This is a genomic window from Vibrio sp. VPAP30 (genome assembly GCF_001188205.1).
Taxonomy (GTDB): domain Bacteria; phylum Pseudomonadota; class Gammaproteobacteria; order Enterobacterales; family Vibrionaceae; genus Vibrio; species Vibrio bivalvicida.
In genome coordinates this window covers 85,591-102,879 of the sequence record NZ_LBLS01000039.1, presented here as the reverse complement: position 1 = coordinate 102,879, position 17,289 = coordinate 85,591, and the positions used below count along the sequence as shown (strand labels likewise).

General features: G+C 45.0%; 16 protein-coding genes. 6 read left to right on the top strand and 10 right to left on the bottom strand.

The genetic code is table 11. From position 1 onward, the window contains the following. Positions 1 to 518: 518 nt before the first annotated feature. The 6 genes from fre to trxA all read right to left on the bottom strand — a co-directional run bounded on the left by fre (position 519) and on the right by trxA (position 6,351). Positions 519 to 1,232, bottom strand: a complete 714-nt coding sequence (gene fre / locus ZX61_RS20275) for an NAD(P)H-flavin reductase (protein WP_049846414.1) — start codon at positions 1,230 to 1,232, stop codon at positions 519 to 521. A gap of 20 nt (positions 1,233 to 1,252) precedes the next feature. Then, a complete protein-coding gene (locus ZX61_RS20270; protein ID WP_049846413.1) occupies positions 1,253 to 1,516 on the bottom strand; it encodes a 2Fe-2S iron-sulfur cluster-binding protein in 264 nt (87 codons plus the stop codon). Next, positions 1,513 to 3,369: a 4-hydroxy-3-polyprenylbenzoate decarboxylase gene (gene ubiD / locus ZX61_RS20265; RefSeq protein ID WP_049846412.1), complete on the bottom strand. Its 1,857-nt coding sequence runs from the start codon at positions 3,367 to 3,369 to the stop codon at positions 1,513 to 1,515. The genes ZX61_RS20270 and ubiD overlap by 4 nt, the downstream gene beginning before the upstream one ends. 92 nt (positions 3,370 to 3,461) lie before the next feature. After that, positions 3,462 to 4,460: a hypothetical protein gene (locus tag ZX61_RS20260; protein WP_049846411.1), complete on the bottom strand. Its 999-nt coding sequence runs from the start codon at positions 4,458 to 4,460 to the stop codon at positions 3,462 to 3,464. 104 nt (positions 4,461 to 4,564) lie between these two features. Continuing rightward, positions 4,565 to 5,824 carry a transcription termination factor Rho gene (gene rho / locus ZX61_RS20255; protein WP_049846410.1) on the bottom strand — a complete coding sequence of 420 codons (1,260 nt, stop codon included), beginning with the start codon at positions 5,822 to 5,824 and terminating at the stop codon, positions 4,565 to 4,567. A 200-nt stretch (positions 5,825 to 6,024) separates the two neighbouring features. Further along, the gene (trxA, locus tag ZX61_RS20250) at positions 6,025 to 6,351 is read right to left on the bottom strand and encodes a thioredoxin TrxA (RefSeq protein ID WP_004745500.1); all 327 of its coding nucleotides are present in this window, start codon (positions 6,349 to 6,351) and stop codon (positions 6,025 to 6,027) included. A 111-nt stretch (positions 6,352 to 6,462) separates the two neighbouring features. On the opposite strand from trxA, the gene rhlB reads away from it, so the two are divergent. Both rhlB and gppA read left to right on the top strand, forming a co-directional pair. Continuing rightward, positions 6,463 to 7,764: an ATP-dependent RNA helicase RhlB gene (rhlB, locus tag ZX61_RS20245; RefSeq protein ID WP_049846409.1), complete on the top strand. Its 1,302-nt coding sequence runs from the start codon at positions 6,463 to 6,465 to the stop codon at positions 7,762 to 7,764. Between the two features lie 7 nt (positions 7,765 to 7,771). Continuing rightward, positions 7,772 to 9,262: a guanosine-5'-triphosphate,3'-diphosphate diphosphatase gene (gppA, locus tag ZX61_RS20240; protein ID WP_049846408.1), complete on the top strand. Its 1,491-nt coding sequence runs from the start codon at positions 7,772 to 7,774 to the stop codon at positions 9,260 to 9,262. A 63-nt stretch (positions 9,263 to 9,325) separates the two neighbouring features. Here the strand turns inward: gppA and ZX61_RS20235 are convergent, their stop codons facing one another. The 3 genes from ZX61_RS20235 to recQ all read right to left on the bottom strand — a co-directional run bounded on the left by ZX61_RS20235 (position 9,326) and on the right by recQ (position 12,347). Next, positions 9,326 to 9,994, bottom strand: a complete 669-nt coding sequence (locus ZX61_RS20235; protein ID WP_049846407.1) for a 7-cyano-7-deazaguanine/7-aminomethyl-7-deazaguanine transporter — start codon at positions 9,992 to 9,994, stop codon at positions 9,326 to 9,328. Between the two features lie 201 nt (positions 9,995 to 10,195). After that, positions 10,196 to 10,516 carry a DUF3630 family protein gene (locus ZX61_RS20230; RefSeq protein WP_049846406.1) on the bottom strand — a complete coding sequence of 107 codons (321 nt, stop codon included), beginning with the start codon at positions 10,514 to 10,516 and terminating at the stop codon, positions 10,196 to 10,198. Continuing rightward, the gene (recQ, locus tag ZX61_RS20225; protein ID WP_049846405.1) at positions 10,509 to 12,347 is read right to left on the bottom strand and encodes an ATP-dependent DNA helicase RecQ; all 1,839 of its coding nucleotides are present in this window, start codon (positions 12,345 to 12,347) and stop codon (positions 10,509 to 10,511) included. The genes ZX61_RS20230 and recQ overlap by 8 nt, the downstream gene beginning before the upstream one ends. A 162-nt stretch (positions 12,348 to 12,509) precedes the next feature. On the opposite strand from recQ, the gene rarD reads away from it, so the two are divergent. The 4 genes from rarD to ggt all read left to right on the top strand — a co-directional run bounded on the left by rarD (position 12,510) and on the right by ggt (position 16,905). Beyond that, entirely contained in the window at positions 12,510 to 13,412 is a 903-nt protein-coding gene (gene rarD / locus ZX61_RS20220; RefSeq protein ID WP_049846404.1) for an EamA family transporter RarD, read from the top strand. 83 nt (positions 13,413 to 13,495) lie between these two features. Further along, a complete protein-coding gene (locus tag ZX61_RS20215; RefSeq protein ID WP_049846403.1) occupies positions 13,496 to 14,290 on the top strand; it encodes an AraC family transcriptional regulator in 795 nt (264 codons plus the stop codon). Between the two features lie 88 nt (positions 14,291 to 14,378). Continuing rightward, positions 14,379 to 15,047 carry a LysE family translocator gene (locus ZX61_RS20210; protein ID WP_049846402.1) on the top strand — a complete coding sequence of 223 codons (669 nt, stop codon included), beginning with the start codon at positions 14,379 to 14,381 and terminating at the stop codon, positions 15,045 to 15,047. Between the two features lie 109 nt (positions 15,048 to 15,156). Continuing rightward, a complete protein-coding gene (gene ggt, locus ZX61_RS20205; protein ID WP_049846401.1) occupies positions 15,157 to 16,905 on the top strand; it encodes a gamma-glutamyltransferase in 1,749 nt (582 codons plus the stop codon). 175 nt (positions 16,906 to 17,080) lie between these two features. On the opposite strand, the gene ZX61_RS24670 is transcribed toward ggt, so the two are convergent. Beyond that, positions 17,081 to 17,212 carry a hypothetical protein gene (locus ZX61_RS24670; protein ID WP_268808191.1) on the bottom strand — a complete coding sequence of 44 codons (132 nt, stop codon included), beginning with the start codon at positions 17,210 to 17,212 and terminating at the stop codon, positions 17,081 to 17,083. Positions 17,213 to 17,289: the final 77 nt, after the last annotated feature.

Genomic DNA, 17,289 nt, shown 5'->3' with positions numbered 1-17,289 from the left:
AAACTACTGTGTAATTTTAAAGCTATTATCGTTCCAACAGAACGATAATGAATTGACTGTGCTCGATAACCGAAGTTATCAAATTGGTCACTCAGTTCATTGAAACCTAAATTGTTTCCGAAGAAACCATTTGGATTATCATCAACGAGTGCCCACACAGATTGATAGGTTTATATTGTTAAAGAGCTTTTCTTTAAGAACTCAGCGTTAGCGCTTTCTCTCAAAGTGGACGTGCATTTTAGCGATTCAGACTTCAGTGTCAAACACTTTTTTGAAGTTTTTCTTAAAATCTTTTTTGAAGAAGTTAAGTGGCTAAATTGTCTTATTCATCCTACCGACTTATCGCTGAAGCCTTGTGGCGTCTGCCGTGTCAGTGGATGCGCATTATAGGGAGTTCAGATTTAAGCGCAAGCCCTTTTTCAAATAAAATTGGAAAAAAAGACCGTTCGTTGAATTAGTATGCAAAAGCATAAAAAAAGGGAACAAAACGCTCCCTTTTTGACCTTATTCTTCAGGCTTTATATAAAAGCATAAGCATCGGCATACATTCTTTCGGCTAGCGCTTGCTTATTTAAGGTAAATTGTTCACGCGCAGCGCCCGCCATTTCAAAGCGTCCAGCTATATAAATGTCATACTCAGCTAGCGAATCGAAGTCTTGATCAACCGCTTGCAGCACATTACCTATTTTTCCTCGCCACTCAGTAGGTGCTTCTTCGATTACAGGTACAAACTGAACATTACGATTATTCGCCGCGATCTCTTCTAATTCTGGTTTAGCGTATAGCTGGCGTTCATCGCGCCCACCCCAGTATAAGTAGATAGGGTTCGTTTTGTTTTGAGCAATGCAATGATCGAGAATTGAGCGAACATAACTAAAGCCGGTGCCACCTGCGATAAGGAGGATCGGCCGCTCACTATCTTCTTGTACCCAAGCATCACCGTGTGGTGCGTCGATAGTGATCTCACTACCTTGCGCAAGCGCGTTTTTCATTGCTTCGACAACTTCATGAGCGTAAGCATTATGTTCTGCGGCACCAATATGCAGTTCTAGTTCACCTTCATGGCGACATGGGCTACTTGCGATAGAAAATGGTCTTCTGTCTTTCTCACCCATTACGACCATTAGATACTGACCAGCTTTAAAACTCACTGGCCTTTGTGGGTGTAATAAAATTTGGTAAGTATTGCAAGCCAAAGGCTGGATTGACTTTACTTTACATTGAATAGTCATGGTGTTCCTCTTACTTACTCTTAAAAAGTAAGTACTAATTTACTTTCTGCGAAGGCTTGGCAAGCAAATATCCATCCTTGGCGCTGCTCTTTCTCTGTGAGCATAGGTTCAAGGTGATAAGATACTGTTCCTTCTAGTTTACGACACAAACAGGCAGCGCATGCACCGACCTGGCATCGGTGAGGAAAGCGAATATTATTGTTGAGCGCCGCTTCCAACACCGTTTGTCCATCTTGTACTTCGAATTCTATGTTATCTGGCAACAAGATGACTGAGTAATTCATAGAATACCCAACTTATCCCACATCGTATCGATTTTTGCCACAAGTTGAGGATCTTTCTTGATAGGTGTGCCCCATTCTCTGACCACTTCCTCACCCTCAACTTTGTTCGTTGCATCTAATACTAGTCGACCAGCGCTTTTTTTTGCGGCAATGACCTGCTTAGTATCTCGTGCAGGATCCATCCGAGTCGTTATCGCCCAGATAATGTCGTTCCAATCGTTGGCATTGACATCATAATCACAAACAACAATAAATTTGGGCTCACCACGTTCTACGAGGAACTGCTCAACTTTTTCAGCCAACTGCTGAGATTGCTCTGCGTGTTGTTTATTCATGGTCACTACAGCAAAACTATTATGTTTAGCCGCAGGTGGCATGTAGATATCACAAACTTCTGGGTTCTGCTCAATAAAGGCAGTGATCTCTGCGTCACTCAATTGAGTGTGATGCTTCATTACTTGCTCTGAACCAACCAATTCAGAATCCCATTTGACTGTTGCGTCTAGCCCCATTTTCGAGCCTAGACCAACGACTGGAGAAGCAAAATCCAATGAATCAATTGGGGTATTCTCGATAAATAAGGTATCCCTTACCGGATCCATATGTTCGGTCATTGCTGCCACTACTTGATTCCAGTCACGCGCATCAACCTTTTCATCACACACAACCACAAACTTGGTGTACATGAATTGGCGTAAGAAAGACCATACCCCCATCATGACCCTTTTGGCATGGCCTGGATATTGTTTCTTCATCGTTACTACCGCCATACGGTATGAACACCCTTCTGGTGGTAGGTAGAAGTCTTCTATTTCAGGAAACTGCTTTTGCAGAATCGGCACAAACACTTCATTGAGAGCAACGCCAAGTACTGCCGGCTCATCTGGTGGGCGACCAGTGTATGTACTGTGATAGATAGGCTTTTTACGCATCGTAATATGAGTAATGGTGAAAACATGATGCTTTTCTTTTTCGTTATAATACCCGGTATGGTCACCATAAGGACCTTCATCGGCAAACTCATCAGGATCGATATAACCTTCCATTACGATTTCTGCACTGGCTGGCACTTCTAAATCGTTACTTACAGACTTAACAACTTCTGTTTTCTTGCCACGTAGCAAACCTGCAAATGCATACTCAGATAAGGTATCTGGTACGGGTGTAACGGCACCAAGAATGGTTGCCGGATCTGCACCAAATGCTACAGAGACAGGGAAAGGTTTTCCCGGGTGAGTTTCCATCCAATCACGTAAATCTAATGCCCCACCACGATGAGCAAGCCAGCGCATGATGATTTTGTTCTTGGCGATTTTTTGTTGACGGTAAATACCGAGGTTCTGCCTCTTTTTCTTAGGACCTTTAGTAACAGTAAGCCCCCAAGTCAATAACGGTGCTACATCACCTTGCCAGCAACTCATTACGGGAATGTTGTCTAAATCGACCTCTTCACCTTGCCAGACAATTTCTTGACAAGGTGCTTTGCGTAGACGCTTAGCAGGCATATTCAATACTTGTTTAAAGACTGGCAGTTTATCTAGTGCGTCTTTAAAACCTTTTGGTGGTTCTGGCTCTTTTAGATAAGCCAGCAGTTTGCCCACTTCACGCAGCTCTTTGACGTTTTGCCGTCCCATGCCTATTGCTACACGTTCAGGTGTACCAAAAAGGTTGGTTAGCACTGGCATGTCATACCCAATTGGGTTTTCAAATAGTAGAGCTGGTCCACCAGCCCTTAGGGTACGGTCGCTGATTTCCGTCATTTCATAGTCGGGGTCAACCGGATGAGAGATGCGTTTCAGCTTCCCTTCTTTTTCTAGGTGAGCGACAAAGTCGCGTAAATCCTTAAAACTCATAGACCTAATTATGGGCTGGTTAATCTGCAGGCAGTATAACAAAAAGAGGAATCATTCGATCCCTCTTTTTCGTGTGGTTATATGTCATCATTTTACTGGCCAATTACGCTTAAAATGGCGCGGCTATTTACAGTTTTATTGCTGCTTGCTAGTTCCTCTAACCACGAAGAGTAACCTTGGCGTGCAAGCTCTCCAGCAATAAACCTAGCATCATCTGATGCCGCCATACGAGTGATAAGAAATTCTTTCACTTCATTCGACATCGGTCTGACTTTCGTCAGTTCGGTAATCGCTCGTTCTTTTAAACTCGGATTATTCGAAGCTTGCATCACTTGCACTAAAGAGAAGTTGTCAGCCACTTTCGCGAGACGCACAAGTTCTGACTCACTATTAAAGTCCGCTTTCATAAGCCAAAGCAGTTTGTATACGTCAGGGTTTTCACTCACTTGCGCCAATCTAACCATCACCTGAGATGAAGGCAACCAACTGACTACAGCTGCTTTGGTAAGTTGCTCAGCTAGTGTATTAACTGCTTCTGGAGAAAGGCTATCAAGTTCACGGATCAGTAACACTTCACGCGTTTGCACCTGATAGTCACTGCCCGTGAGCCAATCTTTTAGAACTAACTCACCACGCTCAGCATCGAGAACAAACGCCAAGGTCGACTGATCTTGCCGCCATTGTTTGAGCAAGCGACTGGCGATAGCCGGGTAATTAAAAGCCGGAACAGTAAACTCGTAGCCATCCCCTCTTTCTAACACTTGATATGTTGGTACCATCGACTGTTGCTGCTCAATAAACAGAGCCATTTTAGGTGTCAGAATTAAGTTTTGATCTTCGATCTTCTTGAGCAGTAAATAACGAGAGACTTCTTGTACGGGAAGTGCGAACCTTTGTAACGCAAAATTAAGACCATCAGTATCGTCTTCAACAACATACTGAAGTAGTTCAGAGACTTTATCGTGAACTTGAGATTCTTGTAACCATTGCTCAACACGCTGAGGTTCCATCTCAGTTGTAGCGGCGGCAGGTACTCCGGTAAGAAGTGCAATAGACAGGAGGAGTACCGACGACAACATTCCTTGTTGCATGTTAACCTCCTTGTAACATATTGCACCATTGTGCGCGCTATCAATTGATAATGCAAACAAAAACGCCACCTAAAAAGGTGGCGTTTTATCAAATATTCGAATGACTATTGGCGACGCATCGCATCGAAGAACTCATCGTTAGTCTTAGTCATTGCTAGCTTGTCGATCAGAAACTCCATCGCGTCGATCTCACCCATTGGATGAACAATCTTACGTAGAATCCACATCTTCTGTAGCTCTTCGTTCTTAGTCAGTAGCTCTTCACGACGAGTACCAGAGCGATTGAAGTCGATAGCTGGGAAGACTCGCTTCTCAGCAATCTTACGGTTCAGGTGAATTTCCATGTTACCTGTACCTTTAAACTCTTCGTAAATAACTTCATCCATCTTAGAACCAGTATCTACTAGCGCTGTCGCAAGAATGGTTAAGCTGCCACCCTCTTCTACGTTACGTGCCGCACCGAAGAAACGTTTTGGACGATGTAGTGCATTGGCATCTACACCACCTGTCAAAACTTTACCTGATGATGGAACAACTGTGTTGTAAGCACGAGCAAGACGAGTGATAGAGTCAAGTAGGATAACCACGTCTTTCTTGTGTTCAACAAGACGCTTAGCTTTCTCGATCACCATCTCAGCAACTTGTACGTGGCGAGAAGCTGGCTCATCAAATGTAGATGCAACCACTTCACCTTTCACTAGGCGTTGCATTTCGGTAACTTCTTCTGGACGTTCATCAATAAGAAGTACCATTAGCTCACACTCTGGGTGCTTGTAAGCAATACTCTGTGCAATATTTTGCAGCAGCATTGTTTTACCGGCTTTAGGCGGAGCAACAATCAGGCCACGCTGGCCTTTACCAATTGGTGATGCCAAGTCTAAAACACGTGCTGTAATATCTTCTGTCGAACCGTTACCACGCTCCATCACCATACGCTCGTTTGCGTGTAGTGGCGTCAAGTTTTCAAATAAAATCTTGTTGCGCGCGTTATCTGGTTTGTCATCGTTAACTGTATTGACTTTTAATAGAGCAAAGTATCGCTCACCATCTTTTGGTGGACGAATCTTACCGGCAATTGAGTCACCTGTACGAAGGTTGAAACGGCGAATCTGACTTGGAGATACGTAGATGTCATCTGGGCCTGCCAAGTAAGAGCTGTCTGCACTGCGCAAGAAGCCAAAACCGTCTTGAAGTATTTCCAGAACCCCGTCGCCAAAAATGTCTTCGCCGCTTTTCGCGTGAGCTTTAAGGATAGCGAAGATGATGTCTTGTTTTCTTAGACGAGCTAGGTTTTCAAGGCCTAAGCTTTCACCAAGTTTTACAAGATCAGACACAGGTCTATTCTTCAGTTCTGTTAGATTCATGGTGGTGGATACTTTTTTAGTCAAAATAGGATCTGTTATTTAGTTAAGATGAATTTGGTCACAGGATCGACCAAGAAGAGAAACTTGTTTATTTAACGTGCGATAAATTAGCACTAAATACTAGCCTAGTCTAGATTTTGTTAGGCTTCAAAAACAAAACCGTGCATTTATTCAAATTGCACGGCTTGCTTATATACGACTTATAGATTGGCGTCTAAGAACTCTTTTAGTTGAGTCTTAGATAGTGCACCAACTTTAGTTGCTGCAACATTACCATCTTTAAATAGTAGTAACGTTGGAATACCGCGAATACCGAACTTAGGTGGAGTACCTGCGTTATGATCGATATTTAGTTTACCGATAGTGAGCTTGCCTTCGTACTCATCTGCAATTTCGTCCAGGATAGGAGCAATCATTTTACAAGGACCACACCATTCTGCCCAAAAATCCACTAGTACAGGGCCTGCAGCATTGATTACGTCGTTCTCAAAACCGTCATCAGTAAGCTGCAAAATCTTATCACTCATCTTCCACTCCAATGTGTTTTTTGAAACTGGTTGGATGATAACCAGTAAATAGATGCCCTATTGGAATGTATTTACTTTCGTATTGCAAGCTTTAGCTGATATTCTATAGCAATGAAAAAGACGCATATCACAGAGCAAAAGTTCGCCGATTTGGGATTACACCCTCAAATTACAGAAGGTTTGGACAACAAAGGGTTTGAATTTTGTACCCCTATCCAAGCTTTGGCGTTGCCGGTACTGCTCACCGGCCAAGACATCGCAGGCCAAGCCCAAACGGGTACAGGGAAGACACTCGCTTTCCTGACTGCTACTTTTAATCACTTACTGACGACTTCTGAACACGAAGGTCGTAAGCCAAATCAGCCACGTGCGATTATCATGGCGCCGACACGTGAATTGGCGATTCAGATTTACAACGATGCCGAGTCGTTAGTCGCTAGCACGGGCATTAAAGCCGCGCTTGCCTACGGTGGCGAGAGCTACGATAAGCAGCTTGCCAAGCTTGAAGGCGGTGTCGATGTTCTGATCGGCACCACAGGTCGTATTATCGACTTCTACAAGCAACGTGTGTTTAACCTTAACCACATTCAAGCAGTTGTGCTTGATGAAGCGGATCGCATGTTCGATCTTGGCTTTATTAAAGACATTCGTTTCTTGTTCCGTCGTATGCCTGAACCAAAAGAACGCTTGAACATGCTGTTCTCGGCTACACTTTCTTACCGCGTTCAAGAGCTGGCGTTTGAACACATGCACAACCCTGAGCATGTTGTTGTCGAGCCTGACGTAAAAACTGGTCACCGTATTCAAGAAGAGCTGTTCTACCCTTCAAACGAACATAAGATGGGGCTACTACAAACTCTCATTGAAGAAGAGTGGCCAGAAAGAGCAATCATCTTTGCTAACACGAAACATAAATGTGAGTCTGTTTGGGGTCACCTAGCGGCTGACGGCCATCGTGTTGGTCTGTTGACTGGCGACGTACCGCAGAAGAAGCGCGAACGTATCTTAGAGCAATTCACTAAAGGCGAAGTCGATTTATTAGTTGCAACAGACGTTGCTGCTCGTGGTCTTCACATTCCACAAGTGACGCATGTGTTCAACTTTGACCTTCCTGATGACTGCGAAGACTATGTACACCGCATTGGTCGTACTGGTCGTGCGGGTGCAAGTGGTCACTCAATTAGCTTTGCTTGTGAAGATTACGCGATCAATCTTCCGCCAATTGAAGAATACATCGAACACACAATCCCAGTCTCTGACTACGACCCAAGTGCCTTGATTGAAGATCTACCAGCACCAATCCGTATGCGTTCTAGCCGTCCGCAACAACGTCGTACTAATACTGGTGGTTCTCGTTCGGGAAATCGTCGTAATAACAACCGCTCTCGCCAGCGTCAGCAAAAGGATTCTTAAGTCGTTTATGGGCCAAGCAGTTTCATCTCCGCTTTACGCAGCCATCGACCTCGGGTCGAACAGTTTTCATATGCTCGTTGTGCGTCACATTGATGGCAGCGTACAAACCATGGCTAAAATCAAACGCAAAGTTCGCCTTGCGGCAGGCTTAGACGAAAACAACGCTCTAAGTCTTGAAGCCATGCAACGCGGTTGGGACTGCTTAAGTCTATTTGCAGAACGACTTCAAGATATCCCAAAAGAGAATATCCGCATTGTTGGTACCGCGACTCTGCGCACAGCAACCAATGTGGATGTGTTTCTTGAAAAAGCTAATCAGATCCTTGGTCACAAAATTGAAGTAATTTGTGGTGAAGAAGAAGCGGCCACTATCTATAAAGGGGTCGCACATACCTCTGGTGGTAGTGGTCGGCGTTTGGTGGTTGATATTGGTGGAGCTAGCACCGAACTGATCATTGGCGAAGGTTTTGAAGCCAAAGCACTAACCAGTCTGAAAATGGGTTGTGTAACTTGGCTTGAGCGCCATTTTAAAGATCGCCAGTTGACGATCACCAACTTCAACCATGCCATACAAGCCGCCAAAGAAACTCTCCAACCAATCTTAGAGCAATACACAAAGATTGGATGGGATGTGTGTGTGGGTGCATCTGGTACGGTGCAGGCACTACAAGAAATCATGCTGGCACAAGGTATGGATGAGGTTATTACCCACGCCAAACTGAAGCGCCTACAGAAACAAGCGATGCTGGCTGATCACCTTGAAGAGCTAGAAATAGAAGGACTGACACTAGAACGTGCTTTAGTTTTCCCTAGTGGCCTGTCTATTCTCATCGCTATTTTTGAGCTACTTGAGATTGATTCGATGACGTTGGCAGGCGGCGCACTGCGCGAAGGCTTAGTGTATGAAATGGTCGATGAACTAAAGCAAGACGATATTCGCGCCCGCACTATCTGTAGCGTTCAAAGCCGCTACCAAATGGATGTCACTTACGGACAGCAAGTTGCAGCTATGGCAGTCAAGTTACTGGCTGAGTGCCAATCAGATTGGATTGCTGAGCCCCACGGTAGAGTACTGCTTGAAACGGCAGCCAAGCTGCATGAAATTGGTTTGACTATCGATTTCAAAAAGGGGGGCGAACATAGTGCCTACCTATTGCAAAACCTTGACTTGCCTGGCTATACACGCGCGCAAAAGCACTTGTTAGGTGAACTGACTCGTCGCTATCGCGAACAACTGACTTCACTTCCAGAACAGCACGCACTTTCAAGCACCAGTGCTAAACGAGTTTTACGCCTACTGCGCTTGGCTGTGCTGCTGACTCACCGACGTAATCCAGAGCTTGAACCTAACATTACGGTAAGCTCTAGCGACGACAAGCTAACCCTAACACTTAAAGCGCAGTGGCTTAAAAACAACCCTTTGACTGCTGCAGAACTTGAAATTGAAGCGAACCGCCAAAGTGATATTGGTTGGCCGCTCTCAATAATTGAGTATTGAGATTAGACAAAAACGAAAAAGCCCGAAGGATCGTCCCCTCGGGCTTTTTATTTTGCTTTAGAGTCAGTTAGCGCCAGCGACTTTGAAGTCTGGATTCACTGCTGTGAGCTTTTTCACTAAGTAGTTGAGTAACACACCATACATAGGCACAAACAAGCCTAAGCTAATCACCAATTTAAAGCCATAGTCGACTAATGCAATTTCCGTCCAATGCTCAGCCATAAACGGATCTGGGCTTTGGTAGAAAGCAATAGCGAAGAAAGCGATAGTATCTAGTGCATTACCAAATAGTGTCGAACACGTCGGTGCAACCCACCACTGCTTTAACTGGCGCAGTCGGTTAAATACTTGCACATCCAAAATCTGACCAAGTAAATAAGCCATAAAACTAGCGATAGCAATACGTGCAACAAACAGATTAAACTCACCTAACTGACTAAAACCTTGGAATGCGCCTTCGTAGAATAAGACGGATAGTCCATAAGAGACCGCTAATGCAGGCAACATCACTAAGAAGATAATGCGACGCGCCAATTGAGCACCAAAGATACGTACGGTCAGGTCAGTAGCCAAAAAGATAAAAGGAAACGTAAATGCGCCCCACGTAGTGTGGAAACCAAAGACGGTAAAAGGAAGCTGAACCAAGTAATTGCTCGAGGCAATAATGATCAGGTGGAACAGAACTAATAGAAAAAGGGCTTTGCGCTGCTGCGCAGGGGTAAAGTTACTCATGCGATACCTTTTTAGTTTGGTTTGGGGGTGAGGGAACCCAAATCGAATCCATTCCAAGCCAAGGAAGGACACTTACCAACAATGTTAAAAGAAATTAGCCGCGATATATTTGTGATAACTATCGCGGCGGGCGATTATACATTAACCAATTTGAGCTGCAACTGGCTAAGACTACGCAATCGTTAGCGTATTAAAATCGGCTTAGAAACCTTTGCTAAATAGTGAAGCCAGAAAATCGAGCTCTGGTTTAGATTCTTCAATAGCCAATGCTTCAAACCAGATACTCTCACTGTAGTGCTCTGATTTTAAGAATAGCTGACAACCTTCAAAATCAATCAACCAAGAGTGGATATCTGCATCCCACTGCTTTTCGACCACTGAAGCCGATAGCAGTTTGACCAGTTTGTCAGCTAACAGAGGAAAGCTATCAAAATCAAACCGCGGAGCACGAATGATGATGCGCCCCTCTTCTGCCTGATAATCAAGCAGACCAAATTCCGTTTGTGGTGTGACATCAGCCATGATTTGTTAAGTGCTCCTGAATAAGATCTAAGAATGGGTCGGCGTATTTTTCTAGCTTTCGCTGACCGACACCATTTACCGCTAACATTTCTCCATAAGAGGTCGGTAGTATTTCCGCCATATCAATCAAGGTAGCGTCACTGAATACAACGTATGGTGGCAAACCATCCTCATCAGCAATGGCTTTACGCAGCTTACGCAATTTAGCAAATAGCTTCTTATCATAGTTTTTGCTCGAAAGCTTATCAGATTTAGCTGCACGAGCCGCGGTATCAAGGCGTGGTACAGCAAGCTCTAATGACATATCACCACGTAACAGCGGTCTTGCCTCTTCCGTCAATTGCAAAGTGGAGTTGCGAGTGATGTTTTGGAATAACAAACCTTTATGAATCAACTGACGAAACACACTCACCCAATAGTCATGGCTATTTTCACGCCCGAGTCCATAGGTCGACAGCTTGTCATGACCGTTTTCACGAATGCGGATGTTTTGCATGCCACGCAGAACTTCAACTACGTAGCCCATACCAAAGCTTTGATTAACCCGATAAACACAAGAAAGTGCCTTTTGCGCTTGCTCCGTGGCATCAAAATGTTTAGGTGGATCTAGACAGATATCGCAATTACCACAAGGCTTCTCGCGGTACTCGCCAAAATAGTTAAGTAGAACTTGGCGACGGCAGGTTTGTGCTTCGGCAAAAGCACTCATTGCGTTGAGCTTATGTGCTTCAACCTGCTTTTGCGGGCCGTCGTCTTTTTCATCTAGCATGCGCCGCAACCAGCTAATATCCGCAGGGTCATACAACATCATCGCCTCTGCAGGCAAGCCATCTCGACCTGCACGACCTGTCTCTTGGTAATAAGATTCGATGTTGCGTGGGATATCAAAATGCACCACAAAACGGACATTGGGTTTATTGATTCCCATGCCAAACGCCACTGTCGCAACAACAATCTGGATATCATCACGTTGAAACGCTTCTTGGACATAAGCACGCTCATCCGCATCAAGTCCGGCATGATAACTGGCAGCACGAAGCCCGTTGTTGCACAGCTTCTCGGTGACCATTTCAACTTTCTTGCGACTGCCGCAATAGATAATGCCACAGCTGCCACGTTGCCCTTCAAGAAAGCGTACCACTTGTGAAATAGGTTTGTGCTTTTCCACTAAGGTGTAACGAATGTTTGGACGATCAAAACTACCAAGATAGGTATGCGGCTCGTCCAATTGTAGGCGCTGCGTTATGTCTTTACGCGTTGCATCATCTGCGGTTGCGGTCAGTGCCATAACAGGAACGTGCGGAAAGTGCTGCTTAAGTTGTCCTAATGACGCATATTCTGGTCTGAAATCATGCCCCCACTGTGAGATACAATGCGCTTCATCAACCGCAATCATAGACAGGGAAACATTTTCCAAACGCTCGATAAAATCGCGCATCAATACTCGTTCTGGAGAGACATAAACCAGTTTTAAAGCGCCGGAATGCATGCGGTTATACACCGAGATCAGATCTTCACGTGGCATTGTAGAGTTAATGCATTCAGCCGCCACCCCATTAGCCTTAAGCTGGTCTACCTGATCCTTCATCAAAGAAATCAGTGGTGAAATGACTAGGGTTAGGCCCTCTTTTGCTAACGCAGGGATTTGATAGCATAAAGATTTACCACCACCGGTTGGCATAATGACCAAACTGTCTTGTCCAGCGACGGCTGATTCGATCACTTCTTGCTGACCATCACGAAAGCTTTGATAACCAAAAACATCTTCGAGGATGGTTTGTGGCGTCGGCAAATCGGCTGAAGGTTGCTGGGCTAAAAGTATCGAGGTCATGAACTATCTCAGTAGAGTTGCAGGGCAGAAGCGCATCAAGCGCAAGGGGCACATTGTAGTGGGGTTTAACGGTGAATAAAACCGCAAATTGTTAGGTGAATCGGATTATGCTCCTTATACTGCTTGTTTCAATTTGTAAAAATTATGATCGAGTAAAGCTAAATGACTGCAGAAGAACAACAGCGAGCAAAACAGGGGGTCTTTCTTGCCATTGGGGCATACACCATGTGGGGTATCGCACCTATCTACTTCAAAGCTTTGGCCGAAGTCTCCCCGCTCGAGATTCTAAGCCACCGAGTGGTGTGGTCTTTCTTCTTACTCGCTGCCCTTCTTCACTTTGGTCGTCGTTGGCGTAATGTGCGCGACGTGATCAAGTCGAAGCAAAAGCTGCTTTATTTAGTCACCACTGCAGTTTTGGTCGGTGCCAACTGGTTAATTTTTATCTGGGCGGTCAATTCTGACCATATGCTTGATGCCAGCCTTGGTTATTACATTAACCCCTTGATCAATGTATTACTTGGAATGCTATTTCTGGGTGAGAGACTGCGTAAATTGCAATGGTTTGCCGTTACCCTTGCTGCTTGTGGTGTTTTTGTCCAACTGTTTGTGTTTGGCTCTATCCCAGTCGTTGCCATCGCCTTGGCTCTCAGCTTTGGCTTTTATGGCCTATTGCGCAAAAAAGTCAGCCTTGAAGCACAAACAGGCTTGTTTATAGAAACCTTAGTCTTGCTGCCTGCCGCAGCTATTTACTTACTGTGGATTGCAGATACACCAACTTCGCACTTCACTCAAAACCCGCTCAACCTGAATCTATTACTAATTTCAGCAGGCATCATCACTACCTTGCCACTACTTTGTTTTACCGGAGCTGCAACTCGGCTTAAGTTATCAACACTCGGTTTTTTCCAGTATATAGGCCCAAGCCTAATGTTTTTACTCGCAGTGCTTGTCTATGGTGAAGTGTTCACAATTGATAAGGCGATTACCTTTGCCTTTATTTGGGGTGCCTTAGTCGTATTTAGTGTTGACGGGCTAAGAAACAGTAGACAATCCAAAAAGCCTTAACAGGACACCGATCGCTTTTTACAAGACAAATAACTTAGCCCAATATATGCTTGATGAAATAGTCATCAAGCTTTTTTGTTTTTATGGATAAGGTCAATTACCACAGTACAGATAATAAAGAGATCAGCCTGATTGAAGCAAATTATCAGTCTTTTGCTTTCTCACGCCACTATCATCTTGATTTCCATATTGGTCTTATTACGGGTGGGCAACAAAAGTTCCACTATCAAGGAGCAAGTCATCATGTTGGTGAGGGGCAAATAGTTATCATGCCTCCCGATGAATTACATGATGGCAAATCCACACTAGCGTCCGGCTATCAAACCCGTGTGTTTGCACTTAACCCAAATTGGCTTGGCGAGCTGGCTCAACTCAAACAACCTAGTGACCTGATTCATTTCAAACACCTCATTATTTCAGATTCACAGGTATTCCAGTCTCTTAGTCAATTACACCAGTTGCTCACCAATAATAACGTCAGCCAGTTGACCAAAGACTGCTTACCCTACGAAGGGTTTGAGCGCTTGTTTAGCCATTATGGTAGTTTAGAGCAAAAATGCGCCGTCCCTCTCGGTAACCAGTCTATCGCGACCTTAAAAGAGTACCTGCTAGACAACCTTGACCAACCTGTACGCTTAGAGCAACTCTCTCAACTATGTGAATTGAGCCCAACTCAGTTTCAACGCCACTTTAAAGCCAAAGTAGGCTTAACGCCTTATGCATGGTTAAGCCGACTGCGTATGGAGCAAGGTATGAAGCTACTTAAGTCCGGAGTCAGTGGCACTGAAGTCGCCCACCAAATCGGTTTTTATGACCAGGCTCACTTTAGTAAAGCGTTTAAATCGACCTATGGTGTTAATCCATCAAACATTAGTTAGCTCGTTTTCAGCAAGTGTCAGTTTTTTACAATCGCTTACCGATAATCCCTGCCACACTAGCGTCATCTTCCATTTATAAAGCTACCTGATGAACGAACTGACTATCTTAACTACATTGGCCGTGGTTCACTTTGTTGCTCTGATGAGCCCAGGGCCTGATTTTGCCTTGGTGGTGCAAAATGCCACACGCTACGGGCGTCAAACTGGGCTTTATATTGCTTTGGGCCTCTCTTGTGGCATCTTGCTGCATGCCATTCTTAGCTTAACTGGTATTAGCTACTTGGTGCATCAACAGCCTACTTTGTTTGCTTTGCTGCAATTAGCAGGTGCGAGCTACCTACTCTATCTGGGTTATGGAGCCCTCAAGGCAAGCTGGTCTAGCATCCGTGAAACTAAAGCCAATCAAACTAGCCCAGAGCAGCCAAGCCTATTACTCAGCAATAAGCGTGAGGCGTTTTCACAAGGCTTTGCAACCAATATCCTGAACCCCAAAGCTCTGGTGTTTTTTATCAGCCTAATGTCGAGCTTAGTACCAGCGAGCATGTCTGTAACTGGGAAGGGAATGGCATTGATGATCTTATGGGGAATTTCGTTACTGTGGTTTTCATTTCTTGCTTGGGCTCTGTCCACCCAACGCATGCAGCGCAAGATTAAAGCCATGGCCCGCTACGTTGATGGATTATGTGGCTTTTTATTTGCCGTGATTGGTCTTGGTATTCTTTGGCAATCTATTAGTGCGATTCTCGCCTTGTGGTAATCGTTCGGTGTCTAAAATTTGATTCAAGATTACAAATTGATAACAAATCCTTAGACCTCAAGCTATTCCACTGTCACTCTTGGTCTGCATAAATAAAAAGGAGAACAAGATGCAGTGGAAACTCAAATTTCTAACTACCTGTTTGCTTGCAACATCAGCGACGGCCTGGGCCAACCAAGCGGCTGATTCTGTAGCACCTGAGCACAGTAGCGGCTTAGAACAAAAGCAACTCGTTACTGCGAAAGAGTGGATGGTGACGGCGGCGAATCCAATCGCAACCCAAGCGGGCGCTGATATTCTTGCCAAAGGGGGTAACGCGATTGATGCTATGGTCACCACCCAGCTAATGCTAGGTTTGGTTGAACCACAATCTTCAGGTATTGGTGGTGGCGCGTTCCTTGTCTATTGGGACGCTAAAAATCAGCAACTCACCACATATGACGGCAGAGAAACGGCTCCACTCGATGCGACACCTCGTCTATTCCAAGACGACAATGGCGAACCACTGAAGTTTTACGACGCTGTAGTAGGCGGGCGCTCAGTTGGTACGCCGGGTACCGTCAAGTTGATGTGGGGTACTCACCAAAAATACGGCAAACTTGCTTGGGCAGATCTTATCCAACCTGTTGTCGACGTTGCCAAACAAGGCTTTGAGATCAGTCCACGCCTAGCGACACTGATCGAGAAAGATGCCGAGCGTCTAAGCCGCTTTGCCACCACCAAAGCCTACTTCTTCAATTCTGATGGCTCACCTAAAACGGCGGGTACCTTACTTAAAAACCCAGAGTATGCAGCAACACTCACTGCGATTGCTAAAGGTGGCGCGCAAGCTTTCTATCAAGGTGAAATCGCTGAAGATATTATCGAAACGGTGCAGAATGCCGCAGGTAACCCAGGAGTGCTCGCCCAGAAAGACTTTGATGCGTACTCAATTAAGCAAAGAGAAGCGGTGTGCTCGGCTTACCAAAGTTTTGATGTCTGTGGTATGGCTCCACCAAGTTCAGGTGCACTCACCGTCGGCCAAATCCTATCTATCACCGAGAACTTCGATCTCAAGTCTTGGGGGCCGGACAATGCGAAGTCGTGGCAAGTAATTGCAGATGCATCTCGCTTAGCCTTTGCCGACCGCGGTATGTATATGGCTGATGAAGACTTTGTACCTATGCCAACTAAGGGCCTTCTCGATAAAGAATATCTTAAACAGCGCGCACAGCTTATCCAGCCGGGTAAAGCGCTAGAGTCTGTTAGCGCAGGTAATCCACCGTGGAGCTATGCACAACGTCAAAGCATGGATGAGTCGATCGAACTGCCTTCAACCAGTCACTTCAATGTGGTCGACAAGCAAGGCAACGTTGTTTCCATCACAACGACTATTGAGAATGCATTTGGCTCACGCTTGATGACCAATGGTTTCCTACTCAACAATGAGCTAACGGATTTCTCTTTCCGCACCCATAAAGAAGGTAAGCCTATTGCCAACCGTTTAGAGCCAGGTAAACGGCCACGCTCATCTATGGCACCAACCATCATCATGCAAGATGATAAACCATATATGGCCATTGGCTCACCGGGTGGTAGTCGTATCATCGGCTATGTAGCGCAAGCAATTATTGCCCACACTCAATGGGGAATGGATATTCAGCAAGCAACGAATCAACCGCACCTATTGAACCGTTTTGGCACTTTAGACGTAGAGCAAGGTACCAGCGCGGAACAATTCAAACCAGAACTAGAAAAAATGGGTTTTGAGGTTAATGTTCGCGACCTAAACTCAGGATTACACGCCATTTTACTGCAAGATAACCAATTGCAAGGCGCAGCCGATCCACGACGTGAAGGTACAGCAATCGGTAAATAGGGCAAATCGACTCACTTGCTTGTGCGAGATCTCTCACAGGCAAGTGAGTAAAAATAGCTTTTTGACTGAGAAAAATGTAATCAACAGACCATAAGCTGCTGTTTTTTAAGGGTACGTATAAAACATAAGCGAATTTTTATGTAGAAAAACGTTTGCCTTATATTGCTGAAATTCATTAGACGCGTAATATGAATGGTGTCGGAAGGATACTGACACGGAACAGGAAACTACCACGGATTAGGTAATCTTCAGGAAGAAGATACGGTTGCTTAGGATGAGTAATCGGCACGGATAGCAAATTGGACATTGAACGGACGCAATAGTAACTAGGATGGTTGCTACTAAGGATGGGAAGTGGACACCTCTGGACGAGGAAAGGACTTA